Genomic DNA, 19,650 nt, shown 5'->3' on the forward strand with positions numbered 1-19,650 from the left:
GTGTATTCTCGGGGCGTTGGCGGTGGCGTGTTGGGGCCCCCTTGGCGCCGCGGGTTAGCCGCCGTTGCTTGCTCCTCCGTCGCCTACGCAACGGCGGCTAACCGGCGACCCGGCCGCGAACCGGCCACTGCGTGGCCGACCCTCCCTAGGGGTCGGGGTGCTGGTTGGCTACCGTCATGGCGTGTCGCAATCAGTTGAACCCCCTGCTGTTCCCCTCGTGTCGAAGGTGATAGCGGGTTTGCGGCAGGGTGCGGCGTTTCTTGTTGTCGGGGCGATCGGGTTTCTGGTCGACGCGGGGACCTACAACCTTTTGGTGTTCTGGGGTGGGGGTTTCTCCTTCTCCGAAGGTGTGCTCTATCACTCGCCGCTGGTCGCCAAGATCATCGCGATCGTGGTGGCGACGGTGGTCACCTACTTCGGCAACAAGTGGTGGACCTACTCGCACCGCAAGTCCGGCAGCCCTGTTCGGGAATATGTTCTGTACGCGATCGTCAATGTCGTAGCGATCCTCCTGCAACTCGGCTGCCTCGGCTTTTCCCGATATGTGCTCGACCTGTCGTCACCGCTGGCGGACAACATTTCCGCCACTGTGGTCGGGCAGACGATGGCGGTCGTATTCCGCTATTGGGCCTACAGCAAATTCGTTTTCACCGGCTCATCGGCAAGCGATGAGCAACACGCGCGGAGTGCGGCAACTCCTCACTGACAACGCGCGGGTGGCGTGTGATTGATATCCTCGCCCCGCCCGCCGCGACGCCCTTCTTTACGTGACTGCCTGCGCCGGCGCAGTCGATACCGAGAATTTCGAGGACTTCATGGAGCAGTCGGCTACCAAAGCCGTGACCGAATCGAACGATCGGCGCGAGGCCGCGCCCGCATCGTTGCGCGGTGAACACTCAGCGCCCGAGCGGCTGGTGCTGGCCCGAGGCATCTTCACCGGGCCCTCGGCGCGGGTGAACGACGACCTCTACGCCGTCGTCAAGGGGGGTGCCGCCGTCCGCGAACGGCACTCGCTGCACCTGCCCAAGGGCGCGACCGCGCACACCAACACCTACTTCGGCCGATTCGCCGCCAGCTACTGGCAGCGCTGGACCACCGTCACCGAGGTATCGGTGGGTGCGCATCTGGTGGTCGGCAACAAAGCGAATGTGCGGCTGGTCGCCTCCGATATCGCCGGGCACCGCCGGATCATCGCCTCGCTGGTGGCAACGAGCAGCGGGGTCGTCTCGCTGACGGCACCGCTGGATCAGTACGTCGACGGCGGCGCGTTGTGGCTCGAGTTCGACGCCGTCGGGGGCGAACTCGACATCACCGAACTCGCCTGGACCGCGCAGGCGCCCGAGAAGGTGCGCCCGGTCGCCATCGCGATCTGCACCTTCAACCGGGCCGAGGACTGCGCGCACACCGTCGCCGCGCTGGCCTCGGACGCGACCGTGCTGGCCGCGATCGACGCGGTGTACGTCGTCGACCAGGGCACCGACCTGGTCGAGGACCGCCCGCTGTTCCAGCAGGTCCGTCCTGATTTCGGTGACAAACTGCGCTACATCCGCCAGCCCAACCTCGGCGGCGCGGGCGGCTTCACCCGTGGCCTCTACGAGGTGTCGGCGGCCAACGAGCACGCCGACGTCATCCTGATGGACGACGACATCCTCTGCGAGCCCGAGACCGTGCTGCGCCTGCAGGCGTTCGCCAACCTCACCGTCGAACCGACCCTGGTCGGCGCGCAGATGCTGTTCCTGCTCAACCCCGACTACCTCAATGTCGGCGCGGAGGAGGTGCACCTGCACGAGCTCAAGCACGGCCAGAAGGTGCCCAAGGCGCTGCGCAACACCTCCATGCTCAAGAAGAACCAGGAGCGCCGGGTCGACGCGGGCTACAACGCCTGGTGGACCTGTTTGATCCCGGCCGAGGTGGTGTCGAAGATCGGGCTGCCGGTGCCGATCTTCTTCCAGTGGGACGACGTCGAGTACGGCATCCGCGCGCGCGAGCACGGTTTCGTCACCGTCACGCTGCCCAACGCCGCCGTCTGGCACGCCGACTTCTACTGGAAGGACTACGACGACTGGGCGCGGTACTTCTCCACCCGTAACTCGCTCATCGTCGGCGCCCTGCACACCGATCTCGACGGCAAGTCGATCACGCGCGAGTTCTTCCGCTACATCGCCGAGCACCTGGTCGGCATGCAGTACGGGCTGGTGCACACCACGCTGCAGGGCATCGAGGACTTCATGAAGGGTCCGAAGGCGTTGCGCGACGGCGGTATCGACGCGCTGGCCGCCGCCCGCAGCACCCGCAACGACTACCCCGAGACGATCAAGCACCCCGCGGCCACCCCGCCGGTGAACTCCGCCGACATCTCGGTTCGCCGGGCCAGCGGCGAACCGAGCCGCGTCACCCTGGTGCTGATCAAGCGCGCCATCACCCAGTGGACCGGCCGCACGCAGCCCGGTCTGATCGGCGTCACCCGCGAGGACGCGCACTGGTGGCACATCGGCCTGTTCGAGCACGTGGTGGTCACCGACGCTTCCCAGTCCGGCGTGCGGGTACGTCGCCGGGACAAGGCTCGTGCTCGCGCACTGCTCATCCGCGCCTACCGCACCTTGCGCAAGCTCCGTAAGGAACTCCCGGCACTGCAGGCCGAATATCGCAGGGCCGTACCGGAACTCACGAGCCGGGAGAACTGGGCGCGGCTGTACGGCATCGACCCGAGCTGACCCGTGACGCGTTTCGTCCGGGCCGCCTCCGCCGCTGACGCGGAGGCGGCCGCCGGGCTGCAAGCCGAATTGCACGTGCATTTCGAGGTGCACCGTCCGGCCGACATCATGCGCCGCACACGGCGGCTAGCCAACAACGACTACTCCGCCTGGCGACCGGCGCCACTGCTGATCGTCGAAGACGAAACACCGATCGGTTTCGCGACTTACGACTTGTTCCAGCCGAGCAAGTGGTCGGCGGGTGAGCTACGGATCTCGGAATTCCTGATCACGGAGTCCTCGCGTGGCGCAGGTGCCGGCGCGGCCCTGCTCGCCGGCGTCCACGAGGCAGCGAGCGCCGCGGAAGTAACGGTGAGCGCGCCGAACCAGGCCGACCCGGATGTGTTCACGACCGTGGAGCGCTACATCGGCTCCCATGTCATCAACTTCGCCTACGAGCGGGCTCGAGCCGGGCACTGGTCGTCGCTGCGTGCCGAGGCCGAGGAAAAAGGCTGGCCCGCACCACGACTCGACGACCTGTGGCACACCGAACTCCACGACGACCCCGAACCCGGCCACCTGTACGCCGAGGGCGAGGTTCCGTTCATCCTGCTGCCGGACGGCCGGGTGATCACCGCGCGATTCCGGACGATCTATGTCGAGGAATATCTCGGTCACGGCCCGGAGAACCGCTGGACGCTGGCTCTGTCAGGGAGCGAGTTGCGCACGGTGGGCGGGCTGGAGATCGACCACAGCTGGTCACGAGCGGAGAACCGTCCCGCGCTCGCGGTGGCCACGGACGACGGCCGGCTCATGGTGAATTACTCCTACTACGCCGGCAACCATTTCGGCTCCGACTCGGGCACCATCGACTACATCATCGATCTGGCCGAGGCCACCGTGTCCCATCGCGCACACGTCACCTTCGAACAGGATTAGCGAGATCATCAGGCACTGACGCAGTTCGGCTCTCGGCCGGTGTTCGCGTGAGTGCCTGATGATCAACTACTCCGGCTCAGCGGCGGCCGCGTTCGCGGTAGTTCCTCCGCTGCTGTTTGCTGATGTCGCGCCAGACTCGTTCGCGTTCGGCGGCCAGGCGTTTGTCGGTGCGGGCCGCCATCCAGTCGTTCTCTCTCGCGAGTTTGCGATAGCTGGTCAGCCTGCGTTCGGTGATGGTGCCATCGGCTAGTCCGGCCTGCACCGCGCAGCCGGGTTCGGTCTCGTGGACACAGTCGGCGAAACGGCAATCGGCAGCGAGGGATTCGATGTCGCTGAAGGTCTTGCCGATGCCTTCCGCGGCGTCGTAGAGCCCGATGCCGCGCAGGCCGGGGGTGTCGATGAGCGTGCCGCCGCCGGGCAGTGGCCGCAGCTCACGGTGCACCGTGGTGTGGCGGCCTTTGCCGTCCACCGCGCGAACCGCGTTGGTGGCGAACACGTCCGCGCCCAGCAGTGCGTTGGCGAGGGTGGACTTGCCCGCACCGGACGGCCCGATCAGGGCGACGGTGCCGTTGAGCACCGCGGTGAGCACCTCGAGACCGACCGCGGCGGCGGCACTCACCGCCACCACGGTCGCGCCGGGCGCCACCGCACGCACCTCGTCGAGCGGAAGATATTCCGCCGCATCGGCTTTGGTGAGCACGACGACCGGCTGGGCATTGCTCTCCCACGCGAGGGCGAGCATTCGTTCGATCCGCCCCAGGTCGACGTCACCATCGGCGGCAGAGCAGATCAGCACGGTATCGACATTGGTGGCCAGCACCTGGGCCACCGAGCGCCCCGACACCGACGATCGCATGATCGCCGAGCGCCGGGGGAGCAGTTGCCGCACAGTGCCTTCGGCATCGAGTCCGACCCAGTCGCCGGTGCACAGTCCGGTGATGTCGCGCGGGCAGGCGGCTCGCGCCGGGCCGTGCGGGGTCACCACATCGCATTCGCTGCGGTCCATCCGCACGATGCGAGCGGGTGCGAGATCGCCGAGCAGCGGCAGATATTCAGAAGCTACGGCTTCGGTCCAGCCGTAAGGGACGAGCAGGTCGTAGTCGACCATCGTAAGGAATCCTTCGTCGGGTGCCGAACCCGAACGACGGGTTCAGCGAGTAGAGGTGATGTCCGGAGCAACCTGGGCAGGCGCACAATCGCGCCGCCCGGCCACGGCAATCCACACGTGTGTACTCACGGACATCCACCTCCTCTCCAACGTTCGAACACCACTGTGCCCGACCACGCCGACACCCGGCAACTCATTTTCCGTGCGCGGTCCCGCGCCGTCGTCACAGGGGCGAACTCGCGCTGTTACGCGGCCCGATGACGGCACGCCTGCGGTCCCGCAGGTAGGCGTTCGGGGCTACGGCACGAATACTTCGGTCGACTGGGGGATGTTGGGCTTGTCGGTGCGGACCGTGACCTGGACTCGACCGGGGCCGGTGTTCGCGATCACGTCCTGGACCGGGTAGGTGCTGGTGCTGGTGGCCGGGATGAAGCGGGTCACCGAGCCGGTGGCGCCGCTGTCCAGGTTCTTCCAGTCGACGACAACGTTCACATCGCATGCCAGCACGGTGGGCGCCCAGTTGCCGAGTGGGGAGAAGCCCTGCGAGACGCGCAGGGCGATGCTGTGGGTGGCGCCGGGCGCCACGCTCGGGGAATTGAGCGGTCCGTCGAACGCGGTACCCGCCACGTTCAGGAGGCCGACGCAGACGCCGTTGCCCAGGGTGGCCACCGGCGCGGTCCTGACTTCGTTCATCACGCAGGAGCGCGGGCCGACATTGGACCAGCCGAGCTGGCACTGGTCGTCCGCCTGAGCGGTGCCGGGGGCGGCGAGACAGAGCGCGGCGCCGGCGAGCACGGTCGCCGCGGCGGATGCGAAACTCTTTGCGAAGGTCACGGTTCGCATCGTATGACCGAACGGCAGATTGTTGCCAGAGGGAACTACCCCCTAGTTTCGGGGGCTAGTCGGGTTTACCGAAGTGCTCGTTGCGGCCCAGCGACCGCAGCCGGAACCATTCCTTGAGGCCGGCCGGGTCGCGGCGGGTCACCAGGAAGAACCAGGAGAATCGGATCCACTCCTGCGGCAACAGCTTCCGCATACCGGGCTGCGACATCAGGTAACCGCGATTGCGGTAGGTGAAGTAGCGCTTCACCGGATCGTCCGGGTACTGGGTGTGCATTCGCCCGCCCAGGATCGGCTTGAATTCCTCGGCGCCGTTGGGATGCAGGTAGGCGGTCTGCAAGCAGGTGCCGAACGGCAGCCCGGAGCGGACCAGGCGGCGATGCACCTCCACCTCGTCGCCACGCACGAACAGCCGCAGGTCGGGCACGCCGATCAGGTCGACGGCCTTCGCCGAGATCAGCGCGCCGTTGAACAGCGACGCGATGCCGGGCAGGAAGTCCTCGTCGCCGAGCTCCGAACGCAGCCGCCGCCACACCACGCCGCGCCGCAGCGGGAACGCGAGCCGGTCCGGCTCGTCGATGTCGCAGACCACCGGCGACACCTCGACCAGGTTGTGCCTGCGCGCGCAATCGATCAGGGTCGCGAGTACTTCGGGCCCGTCGGGGCGGCCGTCGTCATCGGCCAGCCACACCCAATCCGCGCCCTGGGTGAGCGCGTGCAGCATGCCGAGCGCGAAACCGCCCGCGCCGCCGAGGTTGTGGCGTGAACCCAGGTAGGTCGCCTCGATCGGCTGCTGCGCGACCAGCTCGGCCACCGCGTCCTCATTGGCGTTGTCGACGACGATCAGATGGTCCACCGGACGCGTCTGCGAGGCGAGCACTTTCAACGACTCGGCGAGCAGTTCGCGACGCTTGTGCGTGACGACCACCGCGATGATCCGCGCGGTCGGGCCGGTCTCGGTCGTGATGTCGGCGGGTTCGGCACCGGGGGGCAGTTCCGCGTCGTCGGGCAGCACCACCGCGGGCAGCGCGTCGCCGGGCAGCACGGCGGCGGGCTCGACGGGTGCCGGCGTCGCCTCGAGACGGTCGGTCATGCTGAACCCACCCGGCACGGCAGCCGGGGCAGCCTCGTCACGTTGACCGCTCATACCTGATTCTGCTCCAGCTTCTTCTCGCCCGCCGCGCCGAGTGCGCCCTCGGTTTCCAGATCACGCAACACCTGTGCCACGTGATTACCCGCCTCGGGCCCTTCATACGCTCGCACAACGTCCTCGATCCCGCCCTGTTCGCGGATCTGACCGTGGTCGATCCACATCGCGGTATCGCAGAGCTGTGCGAGGAATTCGTTGGAGTGGCTGGCGAACACCAGGATGCCCGACCGCGCGACCAGCGACTGCAGCCGCGTGCGGGCCTTCTTCATGAACTCCGCGTCGACCGCGCCGATGCCCTCGTCGAGCAGCAGGATCTCGGGGTCGATCGAGGTGACCACACCCATCGCCAGCCGCACCCGCATACCGGTGGAGTAGGTGCGCAGCGGCATCGACAGGTACTCACCGAGCTCGGTGAAGTCGGCGATCTCGTCGATCTTGGCCATCATCTGCTTGCGCGTCTGCCCGAGGAACAGGCCGCGGATGATGATGTTCTCGTAGCCGGAGATCTCCGGGTCCATGCCGACCCCGAGGTCGAACACCGGCGCTACCCGGCCGCGGATGCGCGCACTGCCGCGCGAGGGTTCGTAGATGCCCGAGAGCAGGCGCAGCAGCGTCGACTTGCCCGCGCCGTTGTGGCCGACCAGGCCCACCCGGTCGCCTTCTTTGAGCGAGAGGTTGATGTCGCGCAGCGCCTCGACCACCACCACATCGGAGCTGTTGCGCCCGATCGCGCCGCCCGCCTTGCCGAGGAACGCCTTCTTCAGCGACCGCGACTTGGCGTCGAAGATCGGGAACTCGACCCACGCCTCATGGGTTTCGATACTCACACGGCTCATCGAGAACTGCTCCTAAACCCAGTACGGGACGCGGGCACGGTACTGCTTGAGCGCCAGGATCGCGACAGCCCAGCCGACGACGGTGATCGCACCGACGATCGCCCAGTGATGCCACTGCGAGGGCTCACCGAGCAGGGGAGCGCGCACGATCTCCAGGTAGTGATAGGTGGGGATGATCTCGAGGAGCTTGGCGCGATCGCCCGCCCCGCCGACCGAGTTCTCCAGCGCCTTCGTCGACCACATCACCGGCGTCAGCACGAACAGCATCAGCGTCATCGAGCCCAGGATCGGGGCGATATCGCGGTAGCGGGTGGAGAAGATGCCGAAGACGATCGTCACCCACATGGCGTTGAGGAACAGCAGCAGGATCGCGGGGAACACCAGCAGGAACGACAGATCCAGATCACGCCAGATCGAGAACGCCACCACCAGCAGCGCGTAGATCGCGGCGTTGTGGATGAAGAACAGGAACTGCCGCCACACCAGGCGATACACGTGCACACTCAGCGCCGAGGGCAACTGTTTGATCAGTCCCTCGTTGGCGATGAACACATCGGAGCCCTCGAGAATCGAGGCTTGGATGACGTTCCACACGATCAGGCCGACGGTCACATACGGCAGGTACTCACTGATCGGCTGGTCCAGCAGCGTCGAGTACAGCAGACCCATCGCCAGCGCCTGCAAACCGGTCGCGATGGTGATCCAGAACGGACCGAGCACCGACCGGCGGTAGCGCTGCTTGATGTCCTGCCAGCCCAGCGACAACCACAGCTCGCGCTGGTGTAGTCCGTCGCGCATGTCCTTGAAAGCACGCCCGAAGGTCTGCGAATCCGACACCATCGGCGTCTTCACCAGCAGCGGCGCATCGGTGGTGTGCTCGGCAGCGGCGACTTCGGCTAGCGCCGCGTCGGCGGGAATGTCGTCAGAATGCACGGGGCTCTCTTCGGTACGCACGTCACCCTCATCGGAGACCGATTCAGGACGGGCGGCAGCGGCGGGCACGGTCCCCGACCTTACAGTGTTGTTTTCCGGCTGGCGCCGGGTGTCGCGGCCCCGAGGGGCCTCGATCTCGCCTCCCTCCGGGTACTCCTTCGTCGCACCCGCCACTCAGTCCAGATCGAGGCGGGCCGCGAACAAGAGACTCGGGGGGTTCACAGGTACTGGCCGCCGCCCACATGGCCGCCTGCCTTGGCGTCCGCCGCGTGCATTCCGGGCGGAAGCGCACCCTGGCGCATCTGCTCCAGCTGAGCGCGGGCGGCCATCTGCTGGGCGAACAGCGCGGTCTGGATGCCGTGGAACAAGCCCTCCAGCCAGCCGACGAGCTGAGCCTGAGCGATGCGCAGTTCCGCGTCCGAGGGCACCGAGTCGTCGGTGAACGGGAGAGTGAGGCGTTCGAGTTCCTCGCGCAGTTCCGGGGCGAGGCCCTGTTCGAGCTCACGCACCGAGGACTTGTGGATCTCCTTGAGGCGCGAGCGGCTGGCGTCGTCCAGCGGTGCGGCGCGAACCTCCTCGAGGAGCTGCTTGATCATCGTGCCGATGCGCATCACCTTGGCGGGCTGCTCGACCATGTCTGTCAGCGACTCCGCCGACTCGCTCGCGGCCTTCTCGTCGTCCGGCACGACCTGAGCGGTGAACGCGGACGCGTTGTCGGCGTCGGCGGGCACGGTCAGTGGACGGCCGTCGGGACCGATCACGACGATGGATTCGGGGACATCCTCCGAGTGCGTCATATCCCCATCATTGCGTGTGCGCCGGGTTCGCGCTAAAACCCCCACGCGGTTACCCCGGGAGGCCCCCTGCCCTTAAAGTGGCCACCATGACTTATGACGTCGCGAGGGTTCGGGGCCTGATACCGTCCCTGGGCGACGGCTGGATCCATCTGGACCCGCAGGCGGGGATGCTGGTTCCCGATTCGGTATCTCGTGCCGTCTCAACGGGTTTCCGCACCTCTTCGTTTTCCCACATCGGCCGCCACGGTGCGGCATCGCGCAGCGGCGCGATCCTCGACGCCGCACGGGAAGCTGTCGCCGATCTGGTCGGTGGAGATCCGGCCGGCGTCGTCCTCGGTCCCGATCGTGCGGTTCTGCTGGCCTGGCTGGCCGAATCGCTGAGCTCACGCCTCGGTCTCGGCACCGGCATCGTGCTCTCCCGTTTGGACGACGAGGCCAACGTCGCCCCGTGGCTGCGCATCGCCAACCGCTACGGCGCGCACGTGCGCTGGGCCGAGGTGGAGATCGAGACCTGCGAGATGCCGTCGTGGCAGTTCGAGGAGCTGATCGGGCCGACCGCGCGCTTGGTGGCGCTCACCGCCGCGTCTCCGATCGTCGGGTCGGCGCCCGGTGTCCGGGTGGCCGCCGATCGGGTCCACGACGTGGGCGGACTGCTGGTGGCCGACGCGTTCGGCGCGGCGCCGTACGCGCTGATCGACATCGACGAACTCAATGCCGACGTCGTCGCGCTGAGCGCGCCGTCGTGGGGCGGACCGCAGGTGGGCGCACTGGTTTTCCGCGACCCGGCGTTCCTCGATCGCATCCCCTCGATGTCGCTCAACCCCTATGCCAAGGGTGCTGAACGCCTCGAAGTGGGCGGGCATCAGTACGCGCTGCTGGCCGGGCTCACCGAGTCGATCGACTTCCTCGCCGGGCTCGACGAGCGCGCCACGGGCACCCGCCGCGAACGCCTCGAGATGTCGATCACCTCGCTGCAGGACTATCACGACCAGCTCTTCGATCACCTCATGCAGGTGCTGGAGAAGGTCGACAACCTCACCGTGATCGGCCGGGCCTCCACCCGCATCCCGACGGTCAGTTTCACGATGGCCGGAATGCAGGCGGAGAAGGTGGCGGCCAAGCTGGCCGATGCCAGGATCGGGACGGTCAGCGGTGTGCACGGCGGCAGCCGACTACTCGACGCGCTGGGTGTGAACGATGAGGGCGGTGCGGTGACGATCGGGCTCGCGCCCTATACGACCCGCTACGAGATCGACCAGCTCGGCCGTGCCCTCAGCGCCCTCGAATAGCGTGCGCTAGTCGCGAACCCGCAGGATCACCTTGCCGAAGGTCTGCGAGTCGTCGAGCAGTTCGTGCGCGCGGGCGGCTTCGGTGATCGGCAGCTCGGTGGAGATCACCGGCACGATCTCGCCTGCGGCCACCTGCGGCCACAGTTGTGCGCGGACCGCCGCGATGATCTCGGCCTTGCTCCCCGGCCCCGATCGTGGACGGCCGCGCACGTTGGTCGCCGCCACGGTGCCCCACTTACGCAGCAGTGCGGCGATATTCAGCGTTCCGCTGACGCCCCCTTGCATTCCGATCACCACCAGCTGCCCATAGGGTGCGAGCGCCTCCACGTTTCGTTCCAGGTACTTCGCACCCATGTTGTCGAGAATCACGTCGGCCCCGCCCTGATCCGCGACCGCTGCGACGAAGTCGCCGGTCCGGTAGTTGATCAAGATCTCCGCCCCCAGCTCGGCGCACTTGGTCAGCTTCGCGTCCGAGCCGGCCGTCACCGCGACCCGCGCTCCGAGCCCGCGCGCCACCTGGATCGCGTGCGTCCCGATCCCGCCACCGCCGCCGTGGATCAACACCAGCTGCCCCGATCGCAGCCCCGCCGTCATCACCAGGTTCGACCACACGGTCGCCGCCACCTCCGGCAACCCCGCGGCCGCGACCGCGTCCATCCCCTCCGGAATCGGCAACAGCTGCGTCGCGGGCACCGCCACGAACTGGGCGTACCCACCTCCGGCGAGCAACGCGCACACCCGATCCCCGACCTGCCAGTCCGTCACCCCCGCCCCCAACCGCGTGATCGTCCCCGAACACTCCAACCCGAGGATCGAACTCGCATCCGCGGGCGGCGGATAGAACCCCTTCCGCTGCATCACATCGGCCCGATTGACTCCCGCCGCAACAACTTCCACCAACACTTCACCGGGCCCCGGCTCCGGATCGATCGTCACGGTCCACTCCATGACCTCCGGCCCACCGAACCCGTTCAGCTCAATCGCGTACATGACACCAATCCTCTCCCCACGCCCCGCCGCTAGCCAGAACCCCGCGCCGATGTCGCCGACAGTTCTCGCCGGCGCGAGACAACCCGGCCCGGGTCCGCCCGGACTTGCGGAAGGCCGGATCAGGTCGGCTACCATCCTTCCCAGGGAGACGTGGCAGAGCGGCCGAATGCACTCGCCTTGAAAGCGAGCATGGGTAACACCATCGGGGGTTCAAATCCCTCCGTCTCCGCCAAAGGCCCGCAGGTCAGGATCGGTCGAGGAGCTTCGGTCCTGGCACGGGTCCACCCGTTCGGAAGGTTTCGATTTCCTCGGCTCGGGTGCTCACCCATTCCAGCAGGCCGTGGAGCTTTTCGGCTGCCTCGTGGCCGATCGGGGTCAGGGCGTAGGAAACCTGTGGGGGCACAGTGGGTTCGACGGTGCGCTCGACCAGGCCGTAGTCGGTGAAGGTGCGCAGGTTCTGCGACAGCATCTTCTCGCTGATGCTGCCGATTCGGTCACGCAGGACGTGGTAGCGCATGGAGCCGTCGAGTAGCGCGGCCAGGATCAGGACGCCCCAGCGACTGGTGACTTTGCCGAGGATGGCGTGGGCCGGACACTCTTTGTCGAATACGTCACGTTGACCGAGTGTGGGCCGGTCGCTGTCCGGGACTCCTACCGCCATGCCATGAGCTTACCTATCGGTATGCCCTTTCCAATGGAAAGTCCCCTTCCTACGGTTGGCCCATGGCGGATATCAGCAGGGTTCTGGTGATCGGGGCGACCGGTCATGTCGGCGGTCAGGTGGCGGCGCAGCTCGCCGCGGGCGGAACGCGGGTGCGGGCATCGGCGCGCGACCCGCGCGCGGCGTCGCTGCCTTCGGGTATCGAGGTGGTGCAGGGCGACCTGACAGTCCCGGAGACCTTGGACAGTGCCCTTGACGGCATCGACGCGGTCTACCTGACCTGGCCGATGTTGTCGGCGGAGATCGCGGAGCGGGTCGTTGCCCGCATCGCCGCACACGCGCGCCGCATCGTCCTGCTCTCCTCCGCCTCGGTCCGCGACGAACTGGATGAGCAGGACCACCCGATCGGCCGGGCACACGCCCTCATCGAGCAGCCGATCACCGAGTCGTCACTGGAATGGACCTTCCTGCGGCCCGGTGGTTTCGCTACCAACACTGTCGAATGGGCACCTCAGATTCGCGCGGGCGACGTCGTGCGCGGCGCGTACGGCGCCGCCACGATGCCCCTGCTGCACGAGGCGGATATCGCCGCGGTCGCCGTGCGCGCACTGACCACCGACGGCCACGCCGGGGCGAAGTACCACCTGACCGGCCCGGCCGCGCTGAGCCGAATCGACCAGGTCGAAGCGATCGGCGCCGCACTCGGCCGCACGTTGGTCTGGGAGGAAATCAGCCCCGAAGACGCAGTGGCGCACATGGATTGGCTCCCGCCCGACATCGCGCGCGTGGTGCTGAACGGACTCGCCGGACTCGTCGGCACACCGGGCTCGGTGACCTCCACCGTGCACGACGTCACCGGGTCACCGGCCCGCGACTATCGCCGATGGGCAGCCGACCATGTCGCCGATTTCCGCTGACTACTCCTCGTCCCACGCCTGGATCGACGTCTGATCGATTATGCGACCGTCGCGCAGGTTCGCCATCGAGTGGGCGAGGACGCGCGTGCCGTCCGGATATCGGCACGATTCCACGAAGGCGATGTGGTCGCCGTCGATCAAGACGCTGTCGAGGGAGTGGGTCATCTCCCTGGAGCACACGTCGTCGAACATCGCGCTGATCGCCGAGCGACCGTGCATCACCCGGGGGTGACTCGGTTGGTCGCGGTGGTCGACCATGCGGATCTCGGCATCGTCGCTGTAGAGCGTCAGCAGTGTTGCGGCATCACGGCTTTCGATTCCGCGGCGCAGTGCGTCGGCATCGAATCCCGAACTGGATGCGGTGCTCATCGGGGGCTCCCTCGCTCGTCGAAACGAGCCGGACCAGGGCGATTCGGCCCGTATCGAGAACCCTACGCTCGCCGTCGACCGCGCGTAACCCGTCGAGAACCGGCCACCCACCGGGTGGGTGGCCGGTTCGGCCGAGCGGGATGTCGACGCGCGGAGTCAGGGTTCCTGACGGCGGCGGTCGTCGATCCCTTCGGCTTCCACGCGTTCCTTGCGGACCGTTTCGGAGACCGTTTTCTCGTCGTCGATCTCGTCGACCGCCAGCCGTACACGCTCCACCGGGACGGCTTCCTTCTCGACGTGCACCTGGTCGGCGTGCAGGGTGACCTCGCGGTCCTCCTCGCCGATGGTCGTGCGCCCCGTGCGGTCGGTGATCGGCTCGCGTTCGACGTGCACTTCCTCGTGCGTCACGGGCACCTTGAACGTCTGCTCCTCGGTGACCACCGACTTGTGCAACCGTGCGGTGCCGACCTCTTCGCTCTCGGTGTCGATGCGCAACTGCTCTTCCGAGCGCACCATCGAGTCGTCACCGTAGCGAGCGGTGTCGGACTGGCCGGTCACGGTCCGCGGCGGGTTGCCATGGGTCATCGGCAGGTCGTCTTCGGGTCGAATCCGCGGGCGCCCTTCGGCATTCCAGCCCGAAGCCCGTGGATCGACGTGGTAGTGCTCGAACAGTTCCTGTTCCGATTGTGCGCTGATCCGGGACCCGTCGTGGTATGGCGCCGATTTCACCAGCTCCTTGTTCACGTGCAGTCGGAGCGAGTCGTCGTCGGGCAGATGTTCGGCGCCGGCCAGCGGAACCAGCGAGTCGTGGCTGAAGAAGCCGGTCGAGACGGCAACCCAGGTGGGCGCTCCGGACTGGTTGTCGAGGTAGATCTGCTTGACCTTGCCGATCTTGTCGCCGCGTTCGTCGTAGGCGGTGGTGCCGATCAGCGATTCCAGGGTCGATTTGCTCATGATGATCCCTCCTACCTGGTACGGAGGCCGGTCGCGGACATGTTGGGCTCGTTCGCCGGCTCCGCTGGGGGTTGTTGGATGATCAATCGGGCGTAGCGTCCGGCACGACCGGATTCGGCTACGTCACAGCAAATACCCGGTCGGTCACGAGTCAAACAGCCTGCCGTCGCTCAGTCTCGGCGGACGAAATTCGGTCGAACGTCCAGGTCGGGCGCGTCGTAGTAGCGGTGGAAGGTGGGCGTCAGCCCGGACGAGATGGGCGGATTGACCCAACTCCAGTCGGTCGGGCACGCGCGCCCGGCGGCTTCCTCGCGCTGGACGTGATCGCAGAACTGCTTGGCCACGGTGTGGTGGTCGACCATGTGCACGCCGGATGTGCGAAAGCTGTGCAGCACAGCATGATTGAGCTCGATCAGCGCCTTGTCCCGCCACAGCGTCCGCACCGACGAGGTGTCGAGACCCATCATGTCGGCGATCAGCGGCAGCATGTTGTAGCGATCGGTGTCGCTGAGGTTGCGCGCGCCGATCTCGGTGCCGACGTACCAGCCGTTGAAGGGAGCGAAGGGGTAGCAAACACCGCCCACCTCCAGATCCATGTTCGAAACGGCGGGCAGCGCGTGCCATTTCAGGCCGAGTGCGGCGAACCACGGGTAGTCGGGGTGGATCAGGTCGACCTCGCGGACCAATTCGCGCGGAACGTCGAAATACTGCACGTCCTCGGTGGGCGTGGTGATCAGCACCGGCAGCACGTCGAACGGCGTGCGCGCCCCGCGCCAGCCCAGCTCCAGCGCCTGTTCGGTGGCCGCGATATTGGCCGGATCACCGGTGACGGTGCCGTCGCCGTTGCGGTAGCCGGCATAGCGGATCAGCTGCGAGCTCTCGATCCGGTACTCGCCGCCGCCGGGTTCGGCCGCCGGGCCGACCGTGATCATCGACTGAATCGCGCCGCCGTTGGTGGCCAGGCGCAGATGTTGCCAGCACACCTCGGAAAGTTCCCGTGCGGAAGTAACTCGGCGGGCGTCGAGTAGCTTCAGTGATCGCCAATGTTTGCGGCCGACACAGCGAGCGTGGTTGCGCCACGCCAGTTTCGCGCCGATCAAGATCTCCTCGGCGGTCTGGGTATACGTCCCGGTATCGCGCAATTCGGCGAGCGCGCCGAGGCGACGCTGGGTGGGCAGGTGCCCGAGTTCGGGGTAGCGGAAGAACTCGTCGCAGTCGCGCAGGCGACGATCCAGCTCGATCGGCGGCGGCACGGCGACATCGACATCGGACGCCAAAGTCACTGTGGGGGTTGATTTTTCGCAGACGGCAGGGCGAGAGCCTTGATTCACGGTATATCTCCGGTCGGGCAGCAGGGTGCGGGGCCGTGCGGGTGCACCCTCCGACGCGGGAAGATTGCCCGCCGAGAACACATTCACTCGACCGGTGGCGCGCCGACCGGGTGATCGGTCGACCCGAAATCAGCTTCGGCAAGCCTACGACCGGTGTGCTGGCGGTGTGCTCGAATTCGGGGTAATCCCACGGCAACCCGCGTCAAGGGTTGCTGACCGTGCGCCGGACTAACGGAATCGGGCCGCCGTTTCGGGTGCGGTGGCGAAGCTGAGGAACTGTTCGTTCTCGTGCGGATCGCCGACCGTCACCCGCACACCGTCACCGGCGAACGGCCGAACCAGTACGCCCGCAAGGGCACTCGCCTCGGCGAACTCGATACTGCGCTCGCGCAACGGCAACCAGACGAAATTGGCCTCGCTCGGCGGCACCTCGTAGCCCGCGGCCAGTAGCGCCTCGCGCAGCTGATGCCGTTGCGCCACCAGCACATCGGTGCGATCGAGCAGTTCGCCACGCGCCTGCAACGAGGCGATCGCGGCCGCCTGCGCGATCCGGTTCACGCTGAACGGAATGTGGACCTTCAGCAGCGCTGCGATCACCTCGGGATCGCCCACCGCGTAGCCGACGCGCAGCCCGGCCAGACCGTAGGCCTTCGAGAATGTGCGCAGCACAACCACATTCGGCCGGGTACGGCCGATCTCGACGCCGTCGGGGCGGGTCTCGGGCGTCAGCCGCAGGTACTCGTAGTAGGCCTCGTCGAGCACGACGAGAACGTGCGCGGGCACCCGGTCGAGGAACCGCTCCAGCTCGGCGCGCCCGTGCGCGGTGCCGCTGGGGTTGTTCGGGTTGCACACGAAGATCAGCTTGGTGCGCTCGGTGACCGCGTCGGCCATCGCGTCCAGATCGTGCAGGTGATCCTCGGTCAGCGGTACCCGCACCGCGGTCGCGTTGCCCACCTGCGTGACGATCGGGTACGCCTCGAACGAACGCCACGCGAACACCACCTCGTCGGCGGGGGCGTCGCAGGTGATCTGCACGAGTTCCTGGCACAGCGCCACGCTGCCGCAGCCGACCGCGACATTCGCCACGGTGACCTCGAGGAACTCGGCGAGCGCCGCCCGCAGCTCGCTGACCTGATTGTCCGGATAGCGGTTGGCCAGCTCGGCGGACTCCGCGATCGCCTTGGCCGCGCTCGGCAACGGACCGAAGGTCGTCTCGTTGGACGCGAGCTTCACCGCATCCGGGTGGTTACGGCCGGGAACGTAGGCCGGGATGGTGGCGAGGTCGGGGCGGATGTGCGCGGTCACGCCTCCACCCTACGATGATCGGCCGCCGCGACATGCGGCACGGCCGTCCAGACCTACCCAAGTGCAGTTCTGCCGCCTACGCTGGGTTTATGCCGGGCACTTACGACGACGTCGCCCCCCTGCGGCCGGTGGATGCCGACACGGCCGCCGTCGCGCGGCGCACTGCCGTGCCGATCACCGTGGTGGAGCCCGAACGGGTGGCCCGCGGTGGCATCGTTGTCCTGCACGAATCCCGGGAATTCTCCCCCCAGCTACTCGATCTGATGCGGGCGCTGTCGTTCGAGGGCTGGATCGTCGTCGCGCCGCATCTGTTCGACCGCATCGCCGACGCGCAGCGACACGAGGTGTTCGGTGACGAACTCTTCGACGACTTCGACGCCGGTTTCGACTGGCTCACCGGCCGCGGAGTCTTCCCTGACACGATCGGCGTTCTAGGCTTCGACAGCGCGGGCACCGCGGCCTTCCTCGTCGCCGCCACCCGCCCGATCGGCGCCGCGGTGAGCGTGGCCGCCCCCGGCATCTCCGAACCGCTTCCCGACCAGAACGCGGCCCTGATCGACATCGCCGCCGACCTCCAGGCCCCTTGGCTCGGGATCTTCGGCGCGGACGACCCGGCCACCCCACCCGAGGCGGTCGACCGCCTCCGCGAGGCCACCGCGAAGGCGGATGTGGCCAGTCTCACAATCACTTATCCGGGCCTGAGTCACCGTGTCGACCGATCCGATCCCGAAGACGAGGCGGCCACCGCCATTCGCATCGACTCCCAGACTCGTATCTACGACTGGTTCGACAGCAACTTACGCTGATTGACCAGGCGTTTTGGACTACTACCACTGCTCGTGTAATCTTCATTCCCGGCGGTTCGACAAGGACCGGTGCCCTCGAAAGAGAAGGCTCCAGGAGGCGTGCCAGAGCGGCCGAATGGGACTCACTGCTAATGAGTTGTCCCTTCACGGGGACCGGAGGTTCAAATCCTCTCGCCTCCGCCACACCCAGCTTGCTGGGTAACAACTGAAGATGCACCACCATGCGCCCGTAGCTCAACGGATAGAGCACTTGACTACGGATCAAGAGGTTAGGGGTTCGAATCCCTTCGGGCGCACAAAGAACCGCCCCTCACCAGGACTTACTGGTGAGGGGCGGTTCTACGTTTCGGGGAGATCTTGCCAGATCCGCTACTTTCCCCCTACAAACGATCCACTACTTTCCCTGCGCGAACTGGTCGAGGGCCTTTCTCGCGTCCGGTCCGACTGTCCGCCGTTCGAGGTAGTGCCGCTCGGTTGTATCGAGCTTGGCATGCGACAACTGGGCTTGTGCTTGAGCCGGGCCGAGGTCGTCACGGACCACCGTCGCCACGGTCGGGCGGAAGCTGCGCGGGGTGACCCACTTCAAATCCTTGGGCAACGCGGCCCGCAGAGACCGGCGCATGTTCGCCAAGCTCATCCACTCGCCATTGCGGTTGGCGAACACTGGGCCGTCGGGATCGGCATCCTTTGAGTACAGCGATTTCAGGGCTGCTACAGCGAGCTTGGGCAGGATCACCGTGTGGTCCGGTGCATCCCCTTTTCGGGTGTCCTGGCGGTGGAGCGCCTGCCCCTTCACCTTGCCGTGGTCGATCATGGTCCCGGTAGTCGTGACCGTTGGCGGGTCGGCCTTCAAGTTGACCTCGCGCCACCGCAGCGACAGCACCTCATTCGGTCGCCAGCCAGTCGAGACCAGCACGTCAACGAACTCGGGAAGGTTCCGGCCGGGTCGAGGCCCGAAACTCTTCTCACGGTCACGGTAGGCATGGACCGCTTCCCGGACCCTCGCGAACTCGTCAGGGGTGAGGGCACGGGCACCAGACTGTTTGCCGCCCGTCCGGCTGGTCTCCCGGATCGGGTTCACCGTCAGAACGTCGTAGCGCACCGCCAGAGCGAACATGCCGATCAGCACCACCCGGAATGTCTTGGCATTCGATTCCGAGCGGGCAGCGAGCTTGCCAAGGTGCCTCTCGGCCCGACTGGTGGGCAGCTCCCGGACACGCAGAGCGCCAAGTTGCTTGCGCCCGTGCCGGTTCCATGACTGCTCGTATAGCTCGCGCGACTGCGGCTTGAGCTTGGTCTTGGTCGCAAGCCAGATCGGGAACAACTCGGCCAGCGTAGTGCGATCGGTTACCACGGCCTCCGCGACCGGGGAGGTCCGTGTCTTCAAGTGCCGCAGCAAATTACGCCGTGCGGCCTCCTCGCTGGCACCGCTGCGTTCCACCTGCCGACGCTCGCCGTCCTCATCGCGCACGTAAGTGTGAGCGGTGAACTGGCCGGGGCCGGTCTGTTTGACGGTGATCTTGCCCCACTCGCCGGGAGCCATCCGCTGGCGTGGCATCAGGCAGCCCGGTCGAGTTCTGCGATGTAGTCGGCGACTGCCTGCTCAGAGACGAGCCGACGACGGCCGATCTTGACTGAGCGCAGAGCACCGGTGCCGATCAGCTCGTAGTACTTGCTGTGCCCGATCGGGATCAGCTTGCGCACCTCGGCCTCGTTGAGAAGCTTGGACATG

At 66.8% G+C, this 19,650-nt stretch carries 20 protein-coding genes and 3 tRNA genes; 9 read left to right on the top strand and 14 right to left on the bottom strand.

What is annotated here, in order from left to right:
• Positions 1-157: 157 nt before the first annotated feature.
• From ACFQ9R_RS33850 to ACFQ9R_RS33860, 3 genes are all read left to right on the top strand, one after another.
• On the top strand, positions 158-706 hold the full coding sequence (locus ACFQ9R_RS33850; protein WP_378996790.1) for a GtrA family protein: 549 nt from the start codon (positions 158-160) through the stop codon (positions 704-706).
• A gap of 109 nt (positions 707-815) precedes the next feature.
• The gene (locus tag ACFQ9R_RS33855) at positions 816-2,714 is read left to right on the top strand and encodes a glycosyltransferase (protein WP_378996792.1); all 1,899 of its coding nucleotides are present in this window, start codon (positions 816-818) and stop codon (positions 2,712-2,714) included.
• A 3-nt stretch (positions 2,715-2,717) separates the two neighbouring features.
• Complete coding sequence (locus tag ACFQ9R_RS33860) at positions 2,718-3,632, top strand: GNAT family N-acetyltransferase (protein WP_378996795.1); 915 nt, start codon at positions 2,718-2,720, stop codon at positions 3,630-3,632.
• 76 nt (positions 3,633-3,708) lie between these two features.
• Here the strand turns inward: ACFQ9R_RS33860 and rsgA are convergent, their stop codons facing one another.
• The 6 genes from rsgA to ACFQ9R_RS33890 form a co-directional block, all read right to left on the bottom strand.
• Positions 3,709-4,740 (bottom strand): ribosome small subunit-dependent GTPase A, encoded by a 1,032-nt coding sequence (gene rsgA / locus ACFQ9R_RS33865; protein WP_378996797.1) that lies wholly within the window; start codon positions 4,738-4,740, stop codon positions 3,709-3,711.
• A 297-nt stretch (positions 4,741-5,037) separates the two neighbouring features.
• The gene (locus tag ACFQ9R_RS33870; protein ID WP_378996799.1) at positions 5,038-5,574 is read right to left on the bottom strand and encodes a hypothetical protein; all 537 of its coding nucleotides are present in this window, start codon (positions 5,572-5,574) and stop codon (positions 5,038-5,040) included.
• A 64-nt stretch (positions 5,575-5,638) separates the two neighbouring features.
• Complete coding sequence (locus tag ACFQ9R_RS33875; RefSeq protein WP_378996802.1) at positions 5,639-6,727, bottom strand: glycosyltransferase; 1,089 nt, start codon at positions 6,725-6,727, stop codon at positions 5,639-5,641.
• A complete protein-coding gene (locus tag ACFQ9R_RS33880; RefSeq protein ID WP_378996804.1) occupies positions 6,724-7,566 on the bottom strand; it encodes an ABC transporter ATP-binding protein in 843 nt (280 codons plus the stop codon). The genes ACFQ9R_RS33875 and ACFQ9R_RS33880 overlap by 4 nt, the downstream gene beginning before the upstream one ends.
• Positions 7,567-7,578: 12 nt before the next feature.
• Positions 7,579-8,406 carry an ABC transporter permease gene (locus ACFQ9R_RS33885; protein ID WP_378996838.1) on the bottom strand — a complete coding sequence of 276 codons (828 nt, stop codon included), beginning with the start codon at positions 8,404-8,406 and terminating at the stop codon, positions 7,579-7,581.
• 311 nt (positions 8,407-8,717) lie between these two features.
• Positions 8,718-9,296 carry a bacterial proteasome activator family protein gene (locus ACFQ9R_RS33890; RefSeq protein WP_328658496.1) on the bottom strand — a complete coding sequence of 193 codons (579 nt, stop codon included), beginning with the start codon at positions 9,294-9,296 and terminating at the stop codon, positions 8,718-8,720.
• Positions 9,297-9,382: 86 nt separating this feature from the next.
• On the opposite strand from ACFQ9R_RS33890, the gene ACFQ9R_RS33895 reads away from it, so the two are divergent.
• Complete coding sequence (locus ACFQ9R_RS33895; RefSeq protein WP_358185869.1) at positions 9,383-10,585, top strand: cysteine desulfurase-like protein; 1,203 nt, start codon at positions 9,383-9,385, stop codon at positions 10,583-10,585.
• A 6-nt stretch (positions 10,586-10,591) separates the two neighbouring features.
• On the opposite strand, the gene ACFQ9R_RS33900 is transcribed toward ACFQ9R_RS33895, so the two are convergent.
• Positions 10,592-11,575 (bottom strand): NAD(P)H-quinone oxidoreductase, encoded by a 984-nt coding sequence (locus tag ACFQ9R_RS33900; protein ID WP_378996807.1) that lies wholly within the window; start codon positions 11,573-11,575, stop codon positions 10,592-10,594.
• Positions 11,576-11,719: 144 nt separating this feature from the next.
• Here ACFQ9R_RS33900 and ACFQ9R_RS33905 point away from each other — a divergent pair.
• Positions 11,720-11,807, top strand: a tRNA-Ser gene (locus tag ACFQ9R_RS33905).
• A gap of 12 nt (positions 11,808-11,819) precedes the next feature.
• Here the strand turns inward: ACFQ9R_RS33905 and ACFQ9R_RS33910 are convergent.
• Positions 11,820-12,236 (bottom strand): winged helix-turn-helix transcriptional regulator, encoded by a 417-nt coding sequence (locus ACFQ9R_RS33910; RefSeq protein ID WP_378996810.1) that lies wholly within the window; start codon positions 12,234-12,236, stop codon positions 11,820-11,822.
• Positions 12,237-12,298: 62 nt separating this feature from the next.
• Between ACFQ9R_RS33910 and ACFQ9R_RS33915 the strand changes: the two genes are divergently transcribed.
• Positions 12,299-13,153: an NAD(P)H-binding protein gene (locus ACFQ9R_RS33915; protein WP_378996813.1), complete on the top strand. Its 855-nt coding sequence runs from the start codon at positions 12,299-12,301 to the stop codon at positions 13,151-13,153.
• Here the strand turns inward: ACFQ9R_RS33915 and ACFQ9R_RS33920 are convergent, their stop codons facing one another.
• The 4 genes from ACFQ9R_RS33920 to hisC all read right to left on the bottom strand — a co-directional run bounded on the left by ACFQ9R_RS33920 (position 13,154) and on the right by hisC (position 17,112).
• Complete coding sequence (locus tag ACFQ9R_RS33920; protein WP_378996816.1) at positions 13,154-13,522, bottom strand: nuclear transport factor 2 family protein; 369 nt, start codon at positions 13,520-13,522, stop codon at positions 13,154-13,156. It abuts the gene before it with no gap.
• A gap of 156 nt (positions 13,523-13,678) precedes the next feature.
• Positions 13,679-14,476, bottom strand: a complete 798-nt coding sequence (locus ACFQ9R_RS33925; RefSeq protein ID WP_378996818.1) for a DUF2382 domain-containing protein — start codon at positions 14,474-14,476, stop codon at positions 13,679-13,681.
• Positions 14,477-14,646: 170 nt separating this feature from the next.
• Positions 14,647-15,759: a nitric oxide synthase oxygenase gene (locus ACFQ9R_RS33930; RefSeq protein WP_378996820.1), complete on the bottom strand. Its 1,113-nt coding sequence runs from the start codon at positions 15,757-15,759 to the stop codon at positions 14,647-14,649.
• A gap of 276 nt (positions 15,760-16,035) precedes the next feature.
• Positions 16,036-17,112, bottom strand: a complete 1,077-nt coding sequence (gene hisC, locus ACFQ9R_RS33935) for a histidinol-phosphate transaminase (protein WP_378996822.1) — start codon at positions 17,110-17,112, stop codon at positions 16,036-16,038.
• A gap of 89 nt (positions 17,113-17,201) precedes the next feature.
• Between hisC and ACFQ9R_RS33940 the strand changes: the two genes are divergently transcribed.
• The 3 genes from ACFQ9R_RS33940 to ACFQ9R_RS33950 all read left to right on the top strand — a co-directional run bounded on the left by ACFQ9R_RS33940 (position 17,202) and on the right by ACFQ9R_RS33950 (position 18,214).
• Positions 17,202-17,918 (top strand): dienelactone hydrolase family protein, encoded by a 717-nt coding sequence (locus ACFQ9R_RS33940; protein WP_378996824.1) that lies wholly within the window; start codon positions 17,202-17,204, stop codon positions 17,916-17,918.
• Between the two features lie 93 nt (positions 17,919-18,011).
• A tRNA-Ser gene (locus ACFQ9R_RS33945) sits at positions 18,012-18,101 on the top strand.
• 40 nt (positions 18,102-18,141) lie between these two features.
• Positions 18,142-18,214 (top strand) — tRNA-Arg (locus tag ACFQ9R_RS33950).
• A 98-nt stretch (positions 18,215-18,312) separates the two neighbouring features.
• Here the strand turns inward: ACFQ9R_RS33950 and xerC are convergent.
• Positions 18,313-19,476 carry a tyrosine recombinase XerC gene (gene xerC, locus ACFQ9R_RS33955; RefSeq protein WP_378996826.1) on the bottom strand — a complete coding sequence of 388 codons (1,164 nt, stop codon included), beginning with the start codon at positions 19,474-19,476 and terminating at the stop codon, positions 18,313-18,315.
• A complete protein-coding gene (locus ACFQ9R_RS33960) occupies positions 19,476-19,649 on the bottom strand; it encodes a helix-turn-helix domain-containing protein (protein WP_156677618.1) in 174 nt (57 codons plus the stop codon). Before ACFQ9R_RS33960 ends, xerC begins: the two co-directional genes overlap by 1 nt.
• Between the last annotated feature and the right edge of the window lies 1 nt (position 19,650).

This window comes from Nocardia sp. NPDC056541, from assembly GCF_042794235.1.
GTDB lineage: Bacteria > Actinomycetota > Actinomycetes > Mycobacteriales > Mycobacteriaceae > Nocardia.